This window comes from Halomonas sp. TA22 (assembly GCF_013009075.1).
Classification (GTDB): Bacteria; Pseudomonadota; Gammaproteobacteria; order Pseudomonadales; family Halomonadaceae; genus TA22.
The window spans coordinates 2331442-2349489 of record NZ_CP053108.1; the positions used below are offsets into that span (position 1 = coordinate 2331442).

The window sequence follows — 18048 nt, forward strand, 5'->3', positions numbered from 1 at the left end:
AAGAACAATGATGACGTACTGGCACGACCGGCGTCGCCTGTGGACGGTCATGGCAGCGATCGCGGCCGTGGCGATCGCCGTGGGCAGCCTGACCCCGGGCAGCGACATGCCGAGCAATCTGCCGTGGGACAAGTTCAACCACTTCGTCGGCTATGCCGGCCTGGCCGGGCTGGTCGGGCTTGCCGGAGTGCGGCTTAGCCTGACGCTGGTGCTCGTGGTGCTCTACGGCATTGCCATCGAGTATGCGCAGATTCCGGTGCCCGACCGTAGTGGTGGTGACTGGCTCGATATCTTCGCCAATAGTCTAGGCGCGACGAGTGCCGTAGCAGTGCTCTACTTGTTTCGGCGCGGCTTTCTCGGCCGAGGAGATGAGACCGAGTAACGCCGTCGCTGCCTTGGTGCACTATTAACGTCTTGTTGCACCAGAGTTTGCACCGTTTTGAGGCGCGAATAGGCCCGGCCAGAGTGCCGGGCCTTGTCAAGTCTGGGCAGAACCGCGCTTTTACCTGCTTTTTCTGCGTTGAATAAGAGTTATCGCCAGCGTCTCACGTTATTGGAACACTCTTTGCTATGGTCTTGGCACATGCTTATACAGGCGCATGTCCAAATTAATGACTATTACGTGAGGGATTCTCCATGTCACACAAGAATAACAAGCTCATGCTGCTGACTTCCGCCGCCGTGCTGGCTGCCGGTGCTTCCGTCAGTGCATCGGCCACCACTCTGCAAGATACGCTCAGCCGTGGAGCGGTGCAGTGTGGCGTCAGCGACGGCCTGCCCGGTTTCTCCGCGCCGGATGACCAGGGCGAGTGGCAGGGCATCGACGTTGACGTCTGCCGTGCGGTGGCCGCTGCGGTCTTCGGCGATGCCGAAGCCGTGCGCTATGTGCCATTGAACGCGGTCGAGCGCTTCACTGCCCTGCAGTCTGGCGAAGTCGACTTGCTGTCACGCAACACCACCTGGACCACCACCCGCGACACCACGCTGGGTCTGAACTTCACCGGCGTTAACTTTTACGACGGTCAAGGCTTCATGGTCTCCACCGACCTGGGCATCTCCAGCGCGCGCGAGCTCGACGGCGCGGCGATCTGCATCCAGTCCGGCACCACCACCGAGCTGAACTTGGCCGACTACTTCCGTGCCAACGACATGGAGTTCGACCCGATCGTCTTCGATACCTCCGAGCAGACCGTAGGCGGTTTCCAGGCGGGCCGTTGCGACGTGCTGACCTCCGACACTTCCCAGCTGGCTGCCCTGCGCATTCAGCTCGACAATCCCGATGGCGCCGTGGTGCTGCCGGAGGTCATCTCCAAGGAGCCGCTGGGTCCAGTGGTTCGTCAGGGCGACGATCAGTGGCTGAACATCGTCAAGTGGTCGCTGTTCGCCATGCTCAATGCCGAAGAGTACGGCATCACCAGTGAAAACGCCGACGAGATGCGCGATTCAGAGAACCCCGATATCGCTCGCCTGCTGGGCCAGGATGGCAACTACGGCGAAGGCATGGGTCTGGACGCCGATTGGGTCTATAACATCGTCAGCCAGGTCGGCAATTACGCCGAAAGCTACGACCGCAACGTGGGTATGGATTCTCCGCTGCAAATCGAGCGCGGGATCAATGCTCTGTGGACGGATGGCGGCATCCAGTACGCCCCGCCGGTACGCTAAGCGTCCCGCCTGATGCACCGGCGCCCGCCGGTGCACGTACGGCCTCTTCCGCCAGGCCACCCGGCCTGGCGGATAGCCCATGACTCAAGCACCACTCCTGGCGGAGACGATGTCCATGCCTGCTCGACCCAAGGTGGCCCATACCGGCCCCAACCCCCCGCTATGGCGCGATCCCGCCAAGCGGGCTTTGCTGTTTCAATTGCTGCTGATCGCGGCAGTTGTGGCTTTTCTGCTCTATATCGTTGGCAATACGCAGGACAACCTTGCCGCGCGCGGCATCACCACCGGCTTCGGTTTTCTCGACAGAACCGCAGGCTTTGGCATCAGCCAGACCCTGATCGACTACTCGTCGCAAAGCACCTATGGCCGTACCTTCGTGGTGGGCTTGCTCAACACCCTACTGGTCGGTGGACTTGGCGTGCTGGCAGCGACCATTGTCGGCTTCATCGTGGGGATTGCCCGGCTGTCACCCAACTGGTTGATTGCAAGGCTTGCCAACGCCTATATCGAGATCTTCCGTAACATCCCGCTGCTGCTGCAGATCTTCTTCTGGTACTTCACGGTGCTGCGTGCCGTCCCGAGCCCACGCGATAGCTTGTCGCTGGGCGAGGTGGTGTTCCTCAACGTGCGCGGCCTCTTTCTGCCCAAGCCGCTGTTCGAGTCCGGCTTCGGGCTGATTCCGCTGGCGCTGGGCATCGCAGTCGTGGCCAGTGTGGTGCTGATCGTCTGGAACAAGCGCCGCCAGGAAGCGACCGGCAAGCGGCTACCCGCCGGTTGGATCGCTCTGGGACTGATCATTGGTCTGCCGCTGCTGGTACTGTTGGGAACCGGGGTGCCGGTGACCTGGGAAGTGCCGGAACTGCGCGGCTTCAACTTTCGCGGCGGTGTCACCGTGATTCCCGAGTTCCTGGCCCTGTGGTTGGCGCTGACGATCTATACGGCCTCGTTCATTGCCGAGATCGTACGCTCCGGTATCCAGGCGATCTCCCACGGTCAGACCGAGGCGGCCCAGGCGCTGAGCCTGCCGCAGGGGTTGGTGCTGCGCCTGGTGGTGGTGCCGCAGGCGATGCGCGTGATCATCCCCCCGATGACCAGCCAGTACCTCAACCTGATCAAGAACTCCTCACTGGCCACTGCGATCGGCTACCCCGACCTGGTCTCGGTCTTTGCCGGTACCACGCTCAACCAGACCGGGCAGGCGATCGAGGTCATCGCCATGACCATGGCGGTCTACCTGACCATCAGCCTGCTGGTATCGATGTTCATGAACTGGTTCAACGCCCGCGTGGCGCTGGTGGAACGCTAGGAGAGCGCCATGACAATTCAACACAAAATGATCGAGGCGCGACCGGCTCCGACCCATACCATTGGCCCGGTCGCCTGGCTGCGGGCCAATCTGTTCAGCGGCCCGGTGAATACTCTCTTCTCGCTGCTGGGCCTCTACCTGCTCTATCTGATACTGGTACCCATCATTCAATGGGCATTCATCAATGCCGACTGGATTGGCACCAGCCGGGAGGATTGCTCGCGCCAGGGGGCCTGCTGGGTATTCATCAATGCACGTTTGAGCCAGTTCATCTACGGCCTCTATCCGCGTAGCGAGATCTGGCGGGTCAACCTGACCTTCGCCCTCTTCGCGGCACTGATCGCCTGGCTGGTGATTCCGCGCCTGCCTTACAAGCGATGGGTCGTGCTGGTCACGCTGCTGGTGTTCCCGGTGGTCGCCTTCTTCCTGCTCTATGGCGGCAGCTTCGGCCTGCCGGTGGTCCAGACGCATCGCTGGGGCGGGTTGATGCTGACCCTGATACTGGCCGTGGTGGGCATGGTCGGTGCGCTGCCGATCGGCATCCTGCTGGCGCTGGGGCGGCGTTCGAAGATGCCGATCGTCAAGAGCTTCTGTGTGATCTTCATCGAATTCTGGCGCGGTGTTCCGCTAATCACAGTGCTGTTCATGGCCTCGGTGATGCTGCCGCTGTTCATGCCCACCGGCATGGGAGTCGATCGGCTGATCCGCGCGCTGGTGGGTATCACGCTGTTCCAAAGCGCCTATATGGCGGAAGTGATACGTGGCGGCCTGCAGGCCATCCCACGTGGACAGGAGGAAGCCGCGGCAGCGTTGGGCATGGGGTATTGGAAGCGTACGGGATTGATCGTGTTGCCCCAGGCGCTGAAGATGATGATCCCCGGGATCGTCAACACCTTCATCTCGCTGTTCAAGGACACCACCCTTGTGATGATCATCGGCCTGTTCGACCTGCTGGGCATCGTCCAGGCAGCGCTCGCCGACTCCCGCTGGCTGGGGTTCTCGCTGGAGGGCTACATATTTGCAGCGTTTATCTTCTGGATCTTCTGTTTCAGCATGTCGCGCTACAGCCAGTATCTCGAACGCAAGTTGCATACCGGACATAAACGTTGAGCCTCGGCGTCTAAGGATAAAAAGTCATGAATGAAGCAACCGCAACCCCCCAGGCCGACGCCACCCCCATGGTCGAGATGCGTGGCGTCAACAAGTGGTATGGCGACTTCCACGTGCTGCGCGATATCGACCTGACCGTCAGACGTGGCGAGCGGATTGTCGTGTGCGGCCCTTCGGGGTCGGGCAAGTCGACGCTGATACGCTGCATCAACCATCTCGAGGAGCATCAGCAGGGCGAGATCGTGGTCGGCGGCATGGCGCTCACCCAGGACGTCAAGCGTATCGAGCAGATTCGCCGTCGCGTGGGCATGGTGTTCCAGCACTTCAATCTGTTCCCCCACCTGACCGTGCTCGAGAACTGCTGTCTGGCGCCGATGTGGGTACAGAAGAAGTCGCGTCGCGAGGCCGAGGCACGCGCCATGCAGTATCTCGAGCGTGTGCGTATCGCCGAACAGGCACGCAAGTATCCCGGGCAGCTCTCCGGTGGTCAGCAGCAGCGTGTGGCGATCGCCCGCTCGCTATGCATGCACCCCGAGGTGATGCTGTTCGACGAGCCGACCTCGGCGCTCGACCCGGAGATGATCAAGGAGGTGCTCGATGTCATGGTCGAACTTGCCAGGGAGGGCATGACCATGATCTGCGTGACCCACGAGATGGGCTTCGCCAAGACCGTGGCCGACCGGGTGATCTTCATGGACCAGGGGCAGATCATCGAGGAGAACGCGCCGGAGCCCTTCTTCAACAATCCGCAGTCGGAGCGTACCCAGCTCTTCCTGAGCCAGATCCTCGGCCACTGAGGTAGCGACATGATAGACAAGCAGTTCATTGCCCGGGCTCCGCAGCCCATCGCGCCCTTCTCGCATGCCTGCCGGGTGGGGGATCTGGTCTTCATCACCGGGCAGATGCCCACGGTGCCCGAAACCAACGAGATGCTGCTGGGCACCTTCAGCGAGCAGACCCACCGGGTGATGCAGAATCTGGCGATCATTCTCGAGGAGGTGGGCAGTGCCTTCGAGTATGTGGTTCAGTCGCGGGTCTTCATCACCAACATGGGTCATTTCGATGAGGTCAACGCCGTCTATGCCAGTTACTTCGCGCAGCCGCTACCGACCCGGACCTGCATCGGCGTGACAGGGCTCGCCGGCGGGGCGGATGTGGAAGTGGACATGATCGCCTGGATTCCACCGACAATGCCTACGGCCTGACCCGTATTGCCGATGGCCCCCTTGCAGAGCGCCTGGCTGTCACGGCCAAGGCGCTTTGCGTCTCTTTACGCTCTCGTTCGTAACGGACAAGTACCGTCTGCGTGACCTCACGCAAATTTTTGCATGGCGGAGCGTTCAACTTTGGTCCAAGTCGAGTCGGCTCGATAATGTTCGCTTTTCATTGGCAACTGGCGGCAATGCCGCGCCGTGTCTGGCTCCCCTGTAATCACGCTCATGCAGCACCTCGCGTGAGGCTCAATGGGGTTCAGGGAAAGCAATTGACATATTTGTGACACACCCTAGATTGGGGGTATTTTCGAAAACAATCATTTATTTCTCCTGATGTTGAGTTTCGAAAACCCGAGTTTGTATAAGAACAACCCCAAGGGGCATGCCATGAAAATGTCTGTTTCAACCAATAAGCCAGTGATCAAAACCCTGGCAGCGACTGCCCTGTTACCGCTCTCGCTGCTTGCCCTGTCGCCTGCCTATGCCGAGTGTGAGCGCGGCCATCTGGATACGATCTTCTGCGACGAGGATGGCGACATGGTCGCCGACCGTCCGGCAGACGAATCCCAATGGTCCAATCCCGATACGCTGATATTTGCCTATACCCCGGTCGAGGATCCGGCCATCTACTCGGATATCTGGCAACCCTTTATCGATCACCTCGAGGAGGTGACCGAGCGGCGTGTGCGTTTCTTCGCCGTGCAGTCCAACTCGGCCCAGGTCGAGGCAATGCGTAGTGGACGCCTGCATATCGCCGGCTTCTCCACTGGGCCCACGCCCTTTGCGGTCAACCTGGCAGGCGCGGTGCCCTTCGCGCTGATGGGCTCCGACAATGGCCAGTTCGGCTATACCCTCCAGGTGTTCACCCACGTCGACTCGGATATCGAGGAGATGGAGAACCTCAAGGGCAAGCGGGTGGCGCACACCTCGCCGACCTCCAACTCCGGCAACCTGGCGCCTCGCGCCCTATTCCCCGAGCTGGGTATCGTCCCCGACGAAGATTACGAAGTGGTCTATTCGGGCAGCCACGACCAGTCGATGCTGGGCGTTGTCGCCCGCGACTACGATGCCGCCCCAGTGGCCTCCGAAGTGGTCGAGCGCATGGCCGCCCGAGGGCTCTACGACGAGGAGGAGGTGCGGCTGATCTATGAATCGGACCGCTTCCCCACCACGTCCTACAACTACGCGCACAACCTGCATCCGGACCTGGTCGAGAAGATCGAGGAGGCCTTTTTCAGCTTCGATTTCGCCGGCACCGAGCTTGGCGAGGAGTTCGAGGGCGTCGACAAGTTCATCCCCATCAACTACCAGGAGCACTGGGAGGTGATCCGCACCATCCAGGCGGCCAACGACGTGCGCTACACGCGCGAAGGGCTGGAGCAGGAGTAAGCCTGGCCTGCCGTGAGGCCGGTCATGATGGATGGTCGTTCAAGAGGGGTGGGGAATGCTGGAAATCTCGAAACTGGTCAAGCGCTACGGTCATGACGAGCCGGTGCTCAAGGAGCTGGACCTGAAGGTGGAAGGCAATAGCGTGATTTCCATCGTTGGCGCCTCGGGGGCGGGCAAGAGCACCATGCTCAGGTGCATCAATCGGCTGGTGGAGCCCACCTCGGGCTCGATCAAGCTCAACGGTACCGAGCTGGTCAATCTGCAGGGCAGTGCCCTGCGCAAGGCACGGCGCAAGATCGGCATGGTCTTTCAGGGCTTCAACCTGCTCGATCGCCTGACGGTGATGGAGAACGTGCTGGCCGGTCGGCTTGGCTATGTCAGCCTCTATCAGGCGCTCTCGCGGCGCTATCCCCAGGCCGATATCGAGCGCGCCTTCGCGCTGATGGAGCGTGTCGGCATCGCCCACTACGCCAACAAGCGTGCCGATGAGCTGTCGGGGGGCGAGCGCCAGCGGGTCGGTGTGGTGCGGGCACTGATGCAGGAGCCGGAGGTGCTGCTGGCCGACGAGCCTACCGCGTCGCTCGATCCGCGCACTTCCGAGCAGATCATGATCCTGTTGCAGAGCTTGGCCAGCGAGCTGTCGCTGCCGGTGCTGATCAACATTCATAACGTCGCCCAGGCCAAGACCTACACCGAGCGCATCGTCGGGCTGCGCCACGGCAAGATGATCTTCGATGGTGCCCCCGCCGATTTCACCAAGGATGCCTTGGAGGCGATCTACGGGGGGATCGAAGCACCCGAGGAGGAGCTCTCCATGACCGCGCTTCAGTCTACGCAAGGGGTGGTGCATGACCAAGTCTGACGACAGTGTGGCAGCAGCCCCGCCACGTACCTGGCGCAAGCCCCCCTTCATCGCAAGCCCCGTGCTGCGCTACGGCCTGTGGCTGGTGGTGGTGGTCTACTTGGTATGGGCCTTCGCGACGCTGCCGTTCAACTGGGATCGTATCGCCGAGGGGCTGCCGCGCGCCGCGCGCATTTTCGGTGGTGGCTTCCCGCCAAGCTTCGAACGTGGCGGCCTGCTGCTCACCGGTTTCAAGGAGAGCTTCCAGATTGCCATTCTGGCGACCCTGCTCGGTGTGCTGCTGTCGATCCCCTTCGCGGTGATGGCGGCAAAGAACATCGCCCCCAAGCCGATCTACCTGCTGGGGCGTGCGGTGATCATCATCTCGCGCAGCTTCCATCCGGTGATCGTTGCGATCCTGTTCGTGGCCGCGGTGGGCTTTGGGCCGCTGGCGGGAATTCTGACCCTGACGCTCTACTCCATCGGCTTCGTCGGCAAGCTGCTTGCCGAGGAGATCGAGGAGATCGACTGGGGCCAGGTGGAGGCGATGCGCGCCGCCGGGGCGGGCTACCTGGCGACACTATTCTATGCGGTGTTCCCGCAGATCCTGCCGCGCCAGGTGGGACTCTCGATGTATCAGCTCGACAGCAACCTGCGCGCCTCCGCCGTGGTGGGCATCGTCGGGGCCGGCGGTATCGGCGGCACCCTGATGAATGCTTTCGGACGTTACGACTATGACTTCGCCTTCGCCATCCTATTGATCATCATCGCGGTGATCCTGGTCAGTGAAGGCATCAGCGGCTGGGTGAGGAAGAAGATATGGTAGATCATGCCGGCACCTTGGCCGATCGTGTATGGCAGCGCTACGACCGCAGGGAGCGGCTGATTCGCTACGCCGTCTTGCTGCTGACGCTGATGCTGATGGTCTGGGCGGTGCGAGACATCGATATCTTCTGGCCCTGGGTGTGGGATGCGCCGAATCAGATCTCGGGGCTAGGCGCGCGCATGTGGCCCCCAGACCCCACCGGCCTGGCGCGGATCGTCAGTGCGCTAATCGAGACGGTGCATATCGCCACGCTTGCGACCATGCTGACCATCTTCATCGCACTGCCGGTTGCCTATATCGCGGCGCAGAATACCACCCCCAACCGTGCCTGCCTGTGGCTTGGACGCTTCATCCTGGTCTCCAGCCGTTCGGTGAACACCATCATCTGGGCCCTGCTGTTCGTGGCGATCTTCGGCCCCGGTGTGCTGGCCGGCATTCTGGCGATCATGTGCCGTTCGATCGGCTTCATCGGCAAGCTGATGGGCGAGGCGATCGAGGAGATCGATCGCCGCCCGGTGGAGGCGATGGAAGCCACCGGTGCCTCCAAGCTCAAGGTGATCGCCTATGCCATCGTGCCCCAGGTGATGCCGGCGTTTTTCGCCATCGTCATTCTGCGCTGGGACATCAATATCCGAGAATCCACGGTGCTGGGGCTGGTCGGTGCCGGCGGGATCGGGGTAATCCTGCAGGGCTCGATCGACACTTTCGCCTGGCCCACCGTGGCAACCATCCTGATTGCCATCGTGGTGCTGGTATTGATTGGCGAGACAATCACCAGCCTGCTGCGCAGCAAGGCGCTATGAGAGCTAACAAAAGGCGTTATAGACGAGGCTCCTTGCGGGCCGGGGCCTTGTCGATGGCTTTCGCCTTGGGCTCCTCCTGGGAACGACGCCGGCCCACGGTAGCCGGTTGAGTGACCCGGGCCTCGCCGAGCACGGCATCGTCACCCTCTTGATAGCGCGCCGCACTGGTCCAGGATTCATTGGTATCGTGTACCGCCGGGCGTCGCTCATAAGAGCGAGTCACTACCGCACTCGGGGCGAATCCCTGGCGCATGGCCGACATATAGTGTGGAAGCATCACCAGTTCGGCCAACAGACGAGTGCCCAACATGACCAGGAGCATCACACCGACGCCGAGCAGCATCGCCGGCCAGGCCTCGGACCACGCCACGGTGGAGAGCCAGGGGCTGTGGAACGCCAGCCAGACACCGCCACACAGTAGCCAGCTCAATTGAGCCGCGACATGAACGAAGACTACGCTGCGGCGCGATAGCGGGCGTTGCAGCAAAAGCAGGGTGCGCATCGATGTTACTCCAGTGAAGCCGCCATCCTGGGATGTCGACTCGGTCGCGTCCAGACTTCCTTTGCCCGAATCATACCAGTTTCCAGCGCTCCGGTAGCGCCTCGACATGGCAAAGCGTTTCCTGCCGCCAACTTAGACAACTTCCAACGCTTTTACTACGGTTTGAAGATGAGGTGGGTTGGCGCCCGCTGAGCCAGGACGCGTTTCCCGGTCTTCGATCGAGAAATTAAAGAGGTTCGATAATAACAGTCGAACGCTAGGAGGAAAGGAGTCCAATGAGCGATACCAAGGATTGCACAATCATCTACGATGGGAAGCCCCTGACAGGCAAAGCAGACAGGCCACTCATCGAATTTCTCGAAGCGAATGATATCGACCTGCCCCATGTCTGCTACCACCCATCACTGGGCGCGTTGGAAACCTGTGATACCTGTTGGGTCGAAGTGGATGGTGCCCTGAAACGTGGCTGTACCCTGACAAGCGCCGATGGCCTGACAATTTCCAGCCAGGATCAGCGCGCCCGGGCGGCCCGGGAAGAGGGGATGGACCGCCTGCTGGGCAAGCACGAACTCTACTGCTCTGTATGCGAGCACAATACTGGTGACTGTACCCTTCATGAAACCCTGGCGGCGATGGATGTGCCCATCCAGCGTTACAAGTTTCGCCGCAAGCCCTACGAAAAGGATGAGTCCGGCCCCTTCTATACCTACGACCCTGACCAGTGCATTCTATGCGGCCGTTGCGTGGAGGCGTGTCAGAACGTCGAGGTCAACGAGACGCTGACCATCGACTACTCGATGGAAAATCCCCGCGTGCTTTGGGATGGCGGCCATTCGGTCGACAATTCGAGCTGCGTGCATTGTGGGCATTGCGTCACTGTCTGCCCCTGCAACGCGTTGCTTGAAAAGAGCATGCAGCCCGATGCCGGCCCGTTCACCGCGATGCCGCAAGAACTCAAGCGGCCGATGATCGAGATCGTCAAGCGGCTGGAAGAGACCATCGGTGCGACACCGATCACCGGCCTCTCCAATATCGACAAGTATTGGCGTCAGCCGGAGATCAAGCGCACCAAGACAGTGTGCACCTACTGCGGGGTGGGCTGTGCCTTCGAGATGTGGACGCGTGATCGGCACATCCTCAAGGTCCAACCGGTTGCCGAGGCACCGGCCAACGGCATTTCGACCTGCGTCAAGGGCAAGTTCGCCTGGGATTTCGTCAACAGCGAAAAACGCCTCACCATGCCCTTGATCAGAGAGAACGGTCGCTTTCGCGAGGCGAGCTGGGATGAAGCTTTGGATAAAGTCGCCAAGGGACTGTTGGATGCCTGCGACACCTACGGTCCAGAGAGTGTCGGCTTCATCGGCTCGAGCAAGGCGAGCAACGAAGAGGCCTATCTGACCCAGAAGATCTCGCGACTGATCATCGGTACCAACAACGTCGACAACTCCTCGCGCTACTGCCAGAACCCGGCCACCAAGGGGCTGTTCCGTACCGTCGGCTACGGCGGCGATGCCGGCACCATACAGGATCTCGAGAAGGCCGAGGTGATCGTCATCGTGGGTAGCAATACCGCCGAGAATCACCCCGTCATCGCCTCGAAGATCAAGGCTGCGCGCAAGCGGTATGGCCACAAGCTGATCGTCGTCGACCCACGTATGCACGAAATGGCCGAGCGCGCCGATATCTTCCTGCGTCCCAAGATAAGTACGGATCTGATCTGGGCCTCGGCCCTGTCACGTTATATGTTCGACAACGATCTGGCTGACTGGCCGTTTCTCGAGCAGCACGTCAATCAGGTCGAGGAGTACCGCGAGTCGATCGAGCCGTTCACCCTAGAATTCGCCGAGGAGATGACCGGTATCTCCAAACAGGAGCTGATCGACACGGCGGAAATGATCGGACGTGCCAAGAGCGTCAGCCTACTGTGGGCGATGGGCATCACCCAGCACAGCCACGGAGCGGACATCAGCACGGCACTCTCCAATCTGCTATTGGTAACCGGCAACTATGGCAAGCCCGGCACCGGGGGCTATCCGATGCGTGGCCACAATAACGTGCAGGGGGCGAGCGATTTTGGCTGCCTGCGCAACATGTATCCCGGCTACGAGAAGGTCAGCGACGCGGAAGCGCGCAAGCGCTGGGCCGAGGGTTGGGGGGTGGCGCCCGAGCAGCTCTCCGACGAGGTGGGCATGGGCAACTTCCTGATGGTGCAGGCTGCTCAGGAGGACAGGATCAAGGCGATGTACATCATCGGCGAGGAAACCGCCTTTGCCGACGCCGATTCGCATAACGTGCACACCGCCTTCGAGGAGCTCGACTTCATGGTGGTGCAGGACATGTTCCTGAGCCGTACCGCCGAGTTCGCCGATGTGGTGCTGCCGGCCTGTCCAAGCGTCGAGAAGGAGGGAACCTTCGTCAATACCGAGCGGCGCATTCAGCGCTTCCATCAAGTGATGCCACCGTTGGGCGATAGTCGTCCTGACTGGGAGATCCTGACCGAAGTGGCGGCGCGTATGGGCCACGACTGGGGTTACACCCACCCTTCGCAAATCATGGAGGAGTGCGCCCGTATCTCGCCGCTGTTTGCCGGCGTGACCTACGAACGGCTGGAGGGGTGGAAGTCGCTGCTGTGGCCGGTGGCGGCGGATGGCACCGACACGCCGCTACTCTATACCGACGGCTTCCCCACCGAGGATGGCAAGGCGACGCTCTTTCCCCTCGAGTGGCAGGCGCCCGAAGAGGATGCCGACGACGAATATGATCTGATGCTCGACAACGGTCGCATGCTCGAACACTTCCAAGGTACCAACCAGAGCGGGCGTACCGACGGCATCTGGCATCAGTCACCCCACGGCTTTCTTGAAGTCAGCCCGGAGCTTGCCGCCGAACGCGGTATCGAGGAGGGGACTTGGCTGCGTGTCACCTCACGCCGCGACAGTGTGGAAATGCCCGCCGTGATTACCGATCGTGTACGAGGCAAGACGGTCTTTCTGCCCATTCACCACGGCAAGATCGGCATCAACGCGCTGACTGGTGAACACCACGACCCCGATGTACATACTCCGGCCTACAAGGAGACTGCGGTCAAGCTGGAGGTGCTGGACAGGGAGCGCCATGAGCCGCCACTGCCGCCCCACAATTTCCGCTTCGGGAGGCGCACGCCGAGCGAGGGGGTGCCCGTCGAAGTCAAGTGGATGAAGCAGGATTATGCCGAGCCACCCAAGCATCAATCTCGTCCGGAGAAAATGTGATGGCAGAACGAATCTATCAGGACTTTACGCCGCCCAAGATCGGCCCGGATGCGCACGATGAATTGGAGCGGCTGCTGCAGAGCATGCATGAGCATGGCGTATTGCGCTTTGCCAACGATGTAGTGGTAGCCAATCCTCAGATCGCCAAGGTAGTGGTCAACGGACTAAGCAAGGAGGGCACTCTCAACGCCATACAGAATCTCTCGGCGCTGGCAATGGCGCTCTCGACCATTCCGCCCAACCAGTTCTACAAGGTGGTCTTTGCTCTGCGCGATGCCATGGGTGAAATTGGTGAGCACCACCAGCAGGACGAGAAGGGCGATTCCCCTGGCGTGAGTGGTGCCTACCATATGCTCAAGGACGAGGAGCTCTGGCAGGCAGTGACGCCATTGATCAAGGGGTTGAAAGCCTTTGGAGCCGGTCTCAACAAGGAGGTCGACAAGCCGATCTCGGATTTCACCGGCAAGCCGACGGAAGGTCCTTAGGCAGCGCACAAGGAGCGATTATGACGACCTATATCGTAGTAGCAGATTCCGCACGGGCACGTATCTTCACTCGAGACGCCCTGCAGCTGGAGGAGCAGGAGAGTTTGGTGCATGCCGAAGGGCGAATGCATGAAGGGGATCTCGTTACTGACAATCGCGGCGACGTTCACGAATCGACCTCCACCACGTCGCGAGCCGCGGGTAACGAGGATGCGGCCTCCAAGCGCTTCATCGAGCTCTTCGCCAAGGAGCTGGCCGAGCATATCTACAAGGCCAGGGTAGAGAACAAGCTCTCCAAGCTGATTCTGGTCGCGCCGCCTAAGTTTCTAGGCCTTCTACGGGAGAAGCTGGATGCCACGACAAGCAAATTGATCATCCACACGCTCGCCAAGGATCACTCCAAGGCGAGCCTGGACGACATCCAGAAAGCGGTCAGCGACTTGCGCTGATTTAAAGAAGCCTTGTTTCGATAGACACGCCGGCATGTGCAACACATGCCGGTTTTTTCATGTGTCGTCTTGGGCGCCGCCCCGAGCTGTAAACTAGACATTGGTTAAAGTCTGGCCCGTGCTAGCCGATAAAACGAATAAAGCCGGCTCACCGAGAGCCGGGGTATAACGATTCCCTAGCTGCGAGACTCCAATGCTGACCTCCCTTCGCGTTCGTATTCTTATCACCACCGTAGCAGTGATTGTACTCGCCCTGTTGATCAACAGTATGGGCAACTATTTTACCGTAAAGTCTCATAACGACGAGCAGGTGGGAAGCCAGCTCGTTTCCGTTTCCCATGGGCATGCACTGGCGATCAGCGAGTGGCTATCTTCGCGTACTCACATGATTGAGGCTGCCCGCACTCCCATGGATGGCGACTCGCCAGTGGAGGCATTGGTACAGCTAGCCGAGTCTGGAGGGTTTCTGTCGACCTATCTGGGTATGCCCGACGGCAGATTGATCACCTCTGATGGCTGGGTGCCCCCCGCTGATTATGATCCACGCGAACGTGGCTGGTACCTCGATGCCACTCAGCAGGACCAGAGCATCGTCTCGCTCCCCTATGTGGATGCCAGTTCCGGCGGCCTTGTGGTGACTTTCGCCACCCCAGTCAAGCGTGGCAATACGCTGATCGGGGTGATTGGCGGTGATGTAGTCATTGATAGCGTTATCGCGGGTGTGGCGGCCATACGACCAACGCCTTCAAGTTTCGCTTTCCTGAGCCGTGGCGGTGAGACATTGATCGCCCACCCGGATGCCGAGCTGACGCTTGAGTCCGTGACCCGCCTGAGTCCTGATCTGACCCCACAGGTCATTGCACAATTGGGGCATGAGGGGGGCTGGCGAGCCTTGGAGATTGGGCAGCGAGACAAGCGTCTTGCTGTCACCCCGATTGCCGGTAGCGACTGGGAGCTCGGTGTGGCAATGGACGAACGCGAGGCCACCGCCGGGCTGCGTGCAGTGCTTGGAACCTCAACGATCATTCTGGTGCTGGTGGTACTGGGTGCTTCCCTGATGTTGGGGGCAGTATTGAAGATCGTCTTCCGCCGCCTGCAGGTGGTGCGCGATGCCATGGAGAACATCGCCAGCGGTAGCGGTGATCTGACAAAACGCCTACCCGACGAAGGACATGATGAAGTGGCTCATATCGCCGATGCCTTCAACCGCTTCGTGGCCAAGATGGAAAGTGTGCTGATGACCATCCGCGACAGTAGCGAGTCGGTACGCGTGGCGGCAAGCGAAATCGCCCTCGGTGGCGAAGATCTATCGCGCCGCACCGAGAACACGGCCTCCAGCCTGCAGCAGACCTCGGCGTCAATGGAGCAGCTCACCAGCACCGTGGAGCACACGGCAGAGTCCTCACGCCAGGCCAACCAACTCTCCCAATCGGCCTCACAGGTCGCCTCGCGGGGCGGCGAAGTGGTCTCGCAGGTGGTCAACACCATGAGCGAGATCAGTGCCTCCTCGCGGCAGATCGCCGAGATCGTCACAGTGATGGATGGCATCGCCTTCCAGACCAACCTGCTGGCGCTCAATGCCTCGGTGGAGGCGGCGCGTGCCGGCGAGCAAGGACGTGGCTTTGCGGTGGTCGCCGGTGAGGTTCGGCAATTGGCCGGGCGCAGTGCCGATGCCGCGCGCGAGATCAAAACATTGATCGCAACCTCGGTGTCGCGCACCGAGGAAGGAGCCGAACTGGTACGCACCGCCGGTACCACCATGGACGAGATCGTCGAGAGTGTCACTCGGGTAGCCGACGTGCTCGGCGAGATCACGGCAGCGACCAGTGAGCAGAGCCAGGGCATTGGTCAGGTCAACGTGGCAATCTCCGAACTCGATCGCATGACCCAGCAGAACGCGGCATTGGTGGAGGAGTCGACGGCGGCGGCCGAGCAGCTCAAGGAGCAGTCTGATCGGCTGGCCATGGCGGTCGGGGCCTTCACACTGTCGCAACATCACACCGAACACTTGGCATTGGCACTGCCCGGCGGCTCGGTTCCAAGAGTCGAATCATTGCCCAAGGAGCCTGCCAGTGCGTTTTAAATCGATCCGCAGCTTCGTCGTTATCCTGGCCGGCGCCTGCCTGCTGGCGGTAGTGGCCGCATTGGTGTTCTATTCGCTGTTCGCCTCGGCGCGTACCCAGGAGACGGTAAGTACGCGTACTCAGGCCTTGCTCGAAGAGGCTGCCGACGAGCGGCTCTCGGCTCTGGCCGCCGCCGAAGCGGGCCTAATCCAGCGTGAACTGGACCAGGCGCTGCTGCTGGCAACACAACTCGCCCACACCAATGCCCTGATGGGCGGGCGGGACGAGAACGGCAGACGCCAATTGTCGCTGAGTCGGCGTGAACTCTCCAATCTGGTGCGCAATACCGTTGCTGAAAACCCATCGCTGCTCGACGCCTTCATCGGCTGGGAGCCCAATGCCTTTGGGCACGATGCGCTGTTCGCCGGTCTCGAAAGCGAAGGCTATGACGACACCGGCCGCTTCATGCCGTGGTGGTATCGCACCGAGCAGGGGGCGATCGAGGTACTGCCGCTTGGCGATACCATGGAGAGCGAGACGCTCCAGCCCAGCGGGATTCGCGAAGGCGAGTATTACCTCTGTCCCCGCGAGACGCTGGTCCCCTGCATCATCGACCCGGCGCCCTATGACTACGCCGGCCAGACGCTGCTGGTCACCTCCTTCAACGTTCCAATCCTGGTGAATGGCAACTTTCTTGGTGTCGCTGGCGTCGACCTGTCGCTGGACTTCATCCAGGAGCTGCTTACCCAAGCCAACCAGTCACTCTATGACGGCGCCGGCGAAATGGCGCTGGTTGCCGGCCAGGGTGGTTTGGTCGCCTACACGCGCGACCCCAGCCTGCTGGGCGGCCCTGCCGCCGACGCGTTCGGTGGCGCGGTCATGACTCACATCGAGGAGGCGCAGCGCCAGCACGTGACGCTTGGCATGGTGGAGGATGGCATGATCGAACGCTACTGGCCTTTCACGATCGGCGACACCGCTACCCCTTGGGTGCTGATGGTGCGACTACCGGAGAGTGCCGTGCTGGCGGAGCTGACCGCACTGCAGAACACCATGGATGAGCAGCAGCGCGCCGACATGGCCGGCATGACCGTGGTCGGCCTATCGCTGGCGGGACTGGGGTTGGTGGCCCTGTGGCTGGTGGGCAGCACCATTTCGCGGCCTCTCCGGCACCTGGCCGAGCGGATGCGCGATATCGCCTCGGGCGGCGGCGATCTCACCCAGCGCCTACCGGTCAAGGGGCGTGACGAGAGCGCGGCGCTGGCGGCCCAGTTCAATGCCTTCGCCGACAAGATCAACGCGGTACTGCTCGATGTGCGTGACAGCAGCGAGTCGGTGCGCATGGCGGCCACCGAGATTGCGCTCGGCGGCCAGGACCTCTCGAGGCGTACCGAGAATACCGCCTCAAACCTGCAGCAGACCTCGGCCTCCATGGAGCAGATCACCAGTACCGTGGAGCACACCGCAGCGTCGGCAAGCCAGGCCAACCAGCTCTCGCTTTCGGCCTCCGAGGTCGCCACGCGGGGCGGCGAGGTCGTGGCCCGGGTGGTCACGACGATGGATGACATCACCGACTCCTCGCGGCAGATTGCCGAGATCGTCACGGTGATGGACGGTATCGCCTTCCAGACCAACCTGCTGGCGCTCAATGCCTCGGTAGAGGCGGCACGCGCCGGCGAGCAGGGCCGTGGCTTCGCCGTGGTTGCCGGCGAGGTGCGTCAATTGGCCAGTCGCTCGGCCTCCGCCGCTCGCGAGATCAAGACCTTGATCGAGACCTCGGGACACAAGGTCAACGCCGGCACCGAGCTGGTACGCACCGCCGGTCTCACCATGCACGAGATCGTCGAGAGCGTGACCCGCGTGACCGACGTGCTCGGCGAGATCACCGCAGCGGCGGGTGAGCAGAGCAAGGGCATAGTCCAGGTCAATCAGGCGGTGGCCGAGCTGGACCGACTGACGCAGCAGAACGCGGCCTTGGTGGAGGAGTCAACGGTGGCGGCCGAGCAGCTCAAGGATCAGTCGCTACGGCTGGCCGAGGTCATCGGGGGCTTCACGCTTGCCGAGCGGAATGCGACATCGGGCGCGCCTCAGCTGAACCCCCCCTCACACAACGAGAGGCCACCGCTGGCACTGCACTGACATGG

General features: G+C 61.3%; 16 protein-coding genes. 15 read left to right on the plus strand and 1 reads right to left on the minus strand.

Annotated elements, in window-relative coordinates; genetic code table 11:
- Positions 1 to 7: 7 nt before the first annotated feature.
- From HJD22_RS10895 to phnE (HJD22_RS10940), 10 genes are all read left to right on the plus strand, one after another.
- Complete coding sequence (locus HJD22_RS10895; RefSeq protein ID WP_254280821.1) at positions 8 to 382, plus strand: VanZ family protein; 375 nt, start codon at positions 8 to 10, stop codon at positions 380 to 382.
- 254 nt (positions 383 to 636) lie between these two features.
- A complete protein-coding gene (locus HJD22_RS10900) occupies positions 637 to 1665 on the plus strand; it encodes an amino acid ABC transporter substrate-binding protein (RefSeq protein WP_208655226.1) in 1029 nt (342 codons plus the stop codon).
- Positions 1666 to 1780: 115 nt separating this feature from the next.
- Positions 1781 to 2971 carry an amino acid ABC transporter permease gene (locus tag HJD22_RS10905; protein ID WP_217267845.1) on the plus strand — a complete coding sequence of 397 codons (1191 nt, stop codon included), beginning with the start codon at positions 1781 to 1783 and terminating at the stop codon, positions 2969 to 2971.
- 9 nt (positions 2972 to 2980) lie between these two features.
- Positions 2981 to 4081: an amino acid ABC transporter permease gene (locus tag HJD22_RS10910; protein WP_208655225.1), complete on the plus strand. Its 1101-nt coding sequence runs from the start codon at positions 2981 to 2983 to the stop codon at positions 4079 to 4081.
- 68 nt (positions 4082 to 4149) lie between these two features.
- Entirely contained in the window at positions 4150 to 4878 is a 729-nt protein-coding gene (locus HJD22_RS10915; RefSeq protein WP_217267846.1) for an amino acid ABC transporter ATP-binding protein, read from the plus strand.
- 12 nt (positions 4879 to 4890) lie between these two features.
- Entirely contained in the window at positions 4891 to 5286 is a 396-nt protein-coding gene (locus HJD22_RS10920) for a Rid family detoxifying hydrolase (RefSeq protein WP_217267847.1), read from the plus strand.
- 402 nt (positions 5287 to 5688) lie between these two features.
- Positions 5689 to 6684: a phosphate/phosphite/phosphonate ABC transporter substrate-binding protein gene (gene phnD / locus HJD22_RS10925; RefSeq protein WP_208656841.1), complete on the plus strand. Its 996-nt coding sequence runs from the start codon at positions 5689 to 5691 to the stop codon at positions 6682 to 6684.
- A 55-nt stretch (positions 6685 to 6739) separates the two neighbouring features.
- The gene (gene phnC / locus HJD22_RS10930; protein ID WP_208655222.1) at positions 6740 to 7546 is read left to right on the plus strand and encodes a phosphonate ABC transporter ATP-binding protein; all 807 of its coding nucleotides are present in this window, start codon (positions 6740 to 6742) and stop codon (positions 7544 to 7546) included.
- The gene (gene phnE / locus HJD22_RS10935) at positions 7533 to 8351 is read left to right on the plus strand and encodes a phosphonate ABC transporter, permease protein PhnE (protein ID WP_208655221.1); all 819 of its coding nucleotides are present in this window, start codon (positions 7533 to 7535) and stop codon (positions 8349 to 8351) included. The genes phnC and phnE (HJD22_RS10935) overlap by 14 nt, the downstream gene beginning before the upstream one ends.
- Positions 8345 to 9154: a phosphonate ABC transporter, permease protein PhnE gene (gene phnE / locus HJD22_RS10940; RefSeq protein WP_208655220.1), complete on the plus strand. Its 810-nt coding sequence runs from the start codon at positions 8345 to 8347 to the stop codon at positions 9152 to 9154. Before phnE (HJD22_RS10935) ends, phnE (HJD22_RS10940) begins: the two co-directional genes overlap by 7 nt.
- A 16-nt stretch (positions 9155 to 9170) precedes the next feature.
- Here the strand turns inward: phnE (HJD22_RS10940) and HJD22_RS10945 are convergent, their stop codons facing one another.
- Entirely contained in the window at positions 9171 to 9656 is a 486-nt protein-coding gene (locus HJD22_RS10945; RefSeq protein WP_208655219.1) for a hypothetical protein, read from the minus strand.
- Between the two features lie 275 nt (positions 9657 to 9931).
- Here HJD22_RS10945 and fdhF point away from each other — a divergent pair, with 275 nt between their 5' ends.
- From fdhF to HJD22_RS10970, 5 genes are all read left to right on the plus strand, one after another.
- Complete coding sequence (fdhF, locus tag HJD22_RS10950) at positions 9932 to 12907, plus strand: formate dehydrogenase subunit alpha (RefSeq protein WP_208655218.1); 2976 nt, start codon at positions 9932 to 9934, stop codon at positions 12905 to 12907.
- Positions 12907 to 13392: a DUF1641 domain-containing protein gene (locus HJD22_RS10955; protein WP_208655217.1), complete on the plus strand. Its 486-nt coding sequence runs from the start codon at positions 12907 to 12909 to the stop codon at positions 13390 to 13392. Before fdhF ends, HJD22_RS10955 begins: the two co-directional genes overlap by 1 nt.
- A gap of 20 nt (positions 13393 to 13412) precedes the next feature.
- The gene (locus tag HJD22_RS10960) at positions 13413 to 13841 is read left to right on the plus strand and encodes a host attachment protein (RefSeq protein WP_208655216.1); all 429 of its coding nucleotides are present in this window, start codon (positions 13413 to 13415) and stop codon (positions 13839 to 13841) included.
- A 193-nt stretch (positions 13842 to 14034) separates the two neighbouring features.
- A complete protein-coding gene (locus tag HJD22_RS10965) occupies positions 14035 to 15924 on the plus strand; it encodes a methyl-accepting chemotaxis protein (protein WP_208655215.1) in 1890 nt (629 codons plus the stop codon).
- Entirely contained in the window at positions 15914 to 18043 is a 2130-nt protein-coding gene (locus HJD22_RS10970; protein ID WP_208655214.1) for a methyl-accepting chemotaxis protein, read from the plus strand. The genes HJD22_RS10965 and HJD22_RS10970 overlap by 11 nt, the downstream gene beginning before the upstream one ends.
- The last annotated feature ends 5 nt before the right edge of the window (positions 18044 to 18048 follow it).

Excerpts from the sequence above, each read along its gene's own strand:
- HJD22_RS10895 (WP_254280821.1), top strand. The coding sequence starts at position 8 with ATGATGACGTACTGGCACGACCGGCGTCGCCTGTGGACGGTCATGGCA.
- HJD22_RS10900 (WP_208655226.1), top strand. The coding sequence starts at position 637 with ATGTCACACAAGAATAACAAGCTCATGCTGCTGACTTCCGCCGCCGTG.
- HJD22_RS10905 (WP_217267845.1), top strand. The coding sequence starts at position 1,781 with ATGCCTGCTCGACCCAAGGTGGCCCATACCGGCCCCAACCCCCCGCTA.
- HJD22_RS10910 (WP_208655225.1), top strand. The coding sequence starts at position 2,981 with ATGACAATTCAACACAAAATGATCGAGGCGCGACCGGCTCCGACCCAT.
- HJD22_RS10915 (WP_217267846.1), top strand. The coding sequence starts at position 4,150 with ATGGTCGAGATGCGTGGCGTCAACAAGTGGTATGGCGACTTCCACGTG.
- phnD (WP_208656841.1), top strand. The coding sequence starts at position 5,689 with ATGTCTGTTTCAACCAATAAGCCAGTGATCAAAACCCTGGCAGCGACT.
- phnC (WP_208655222.1), top strand. The coding sequence starts at position 6,740 with ATGCTGGAAATCTCGAAACTGGTCAAGCGCTACGGTCATGACGAGCCG.
- phnE (WP_208655221.1), top strand. The coding sequence starts at position 7,533 with ATGACCAAGTCTGACGACAGTGTGGCAGCAGCCCCGCCACGTACCTGG.
- phnE (WP_208655220.1), top strand. The coding sequence starts at position 8,345 with ATGGTAGATCATGCCGGCACCTTGGCCGATCGTGTATGGCAGCGCTAC.
- HJD22_RS10945 (WP_208655219.1), bottom strand. The coding sequence starts at position 9,656 with ATGCGCACCCTGCTTTTGCTGCAACGCCCGCTATCGCGCCGCAGCGTA.
- fdhF (WP_208655218.1), top strand. The coding sequence starts at position 9,932 with ATGAGCGATACCAAGGATTGCACAATCATCTACGATGGGAAGCCCCTG.
- HJD22_RS10955 (WP_208655217.1), top strand. The coding sequence starts at position 12,907 with ATGGCAGAACGAATCTATCAGGACTTTACGCCGCCCAAGATCGGCCCG.
- HJD22_RS10960 (WP_208655216.1), top strand. The coding sequence starts at position 13,413 with ATGACGACCTATATCGTAGTAGCAGATTCCGCACGGGCACGTATCTTC.
- HJD22_RS10965 (WP_208655215.1), top strand. The coding sequence starts at position 14,035 with ATGCTGACCTCCCTTCGCGTTCGTATTCTTATCACCACCGTAGCAGTG.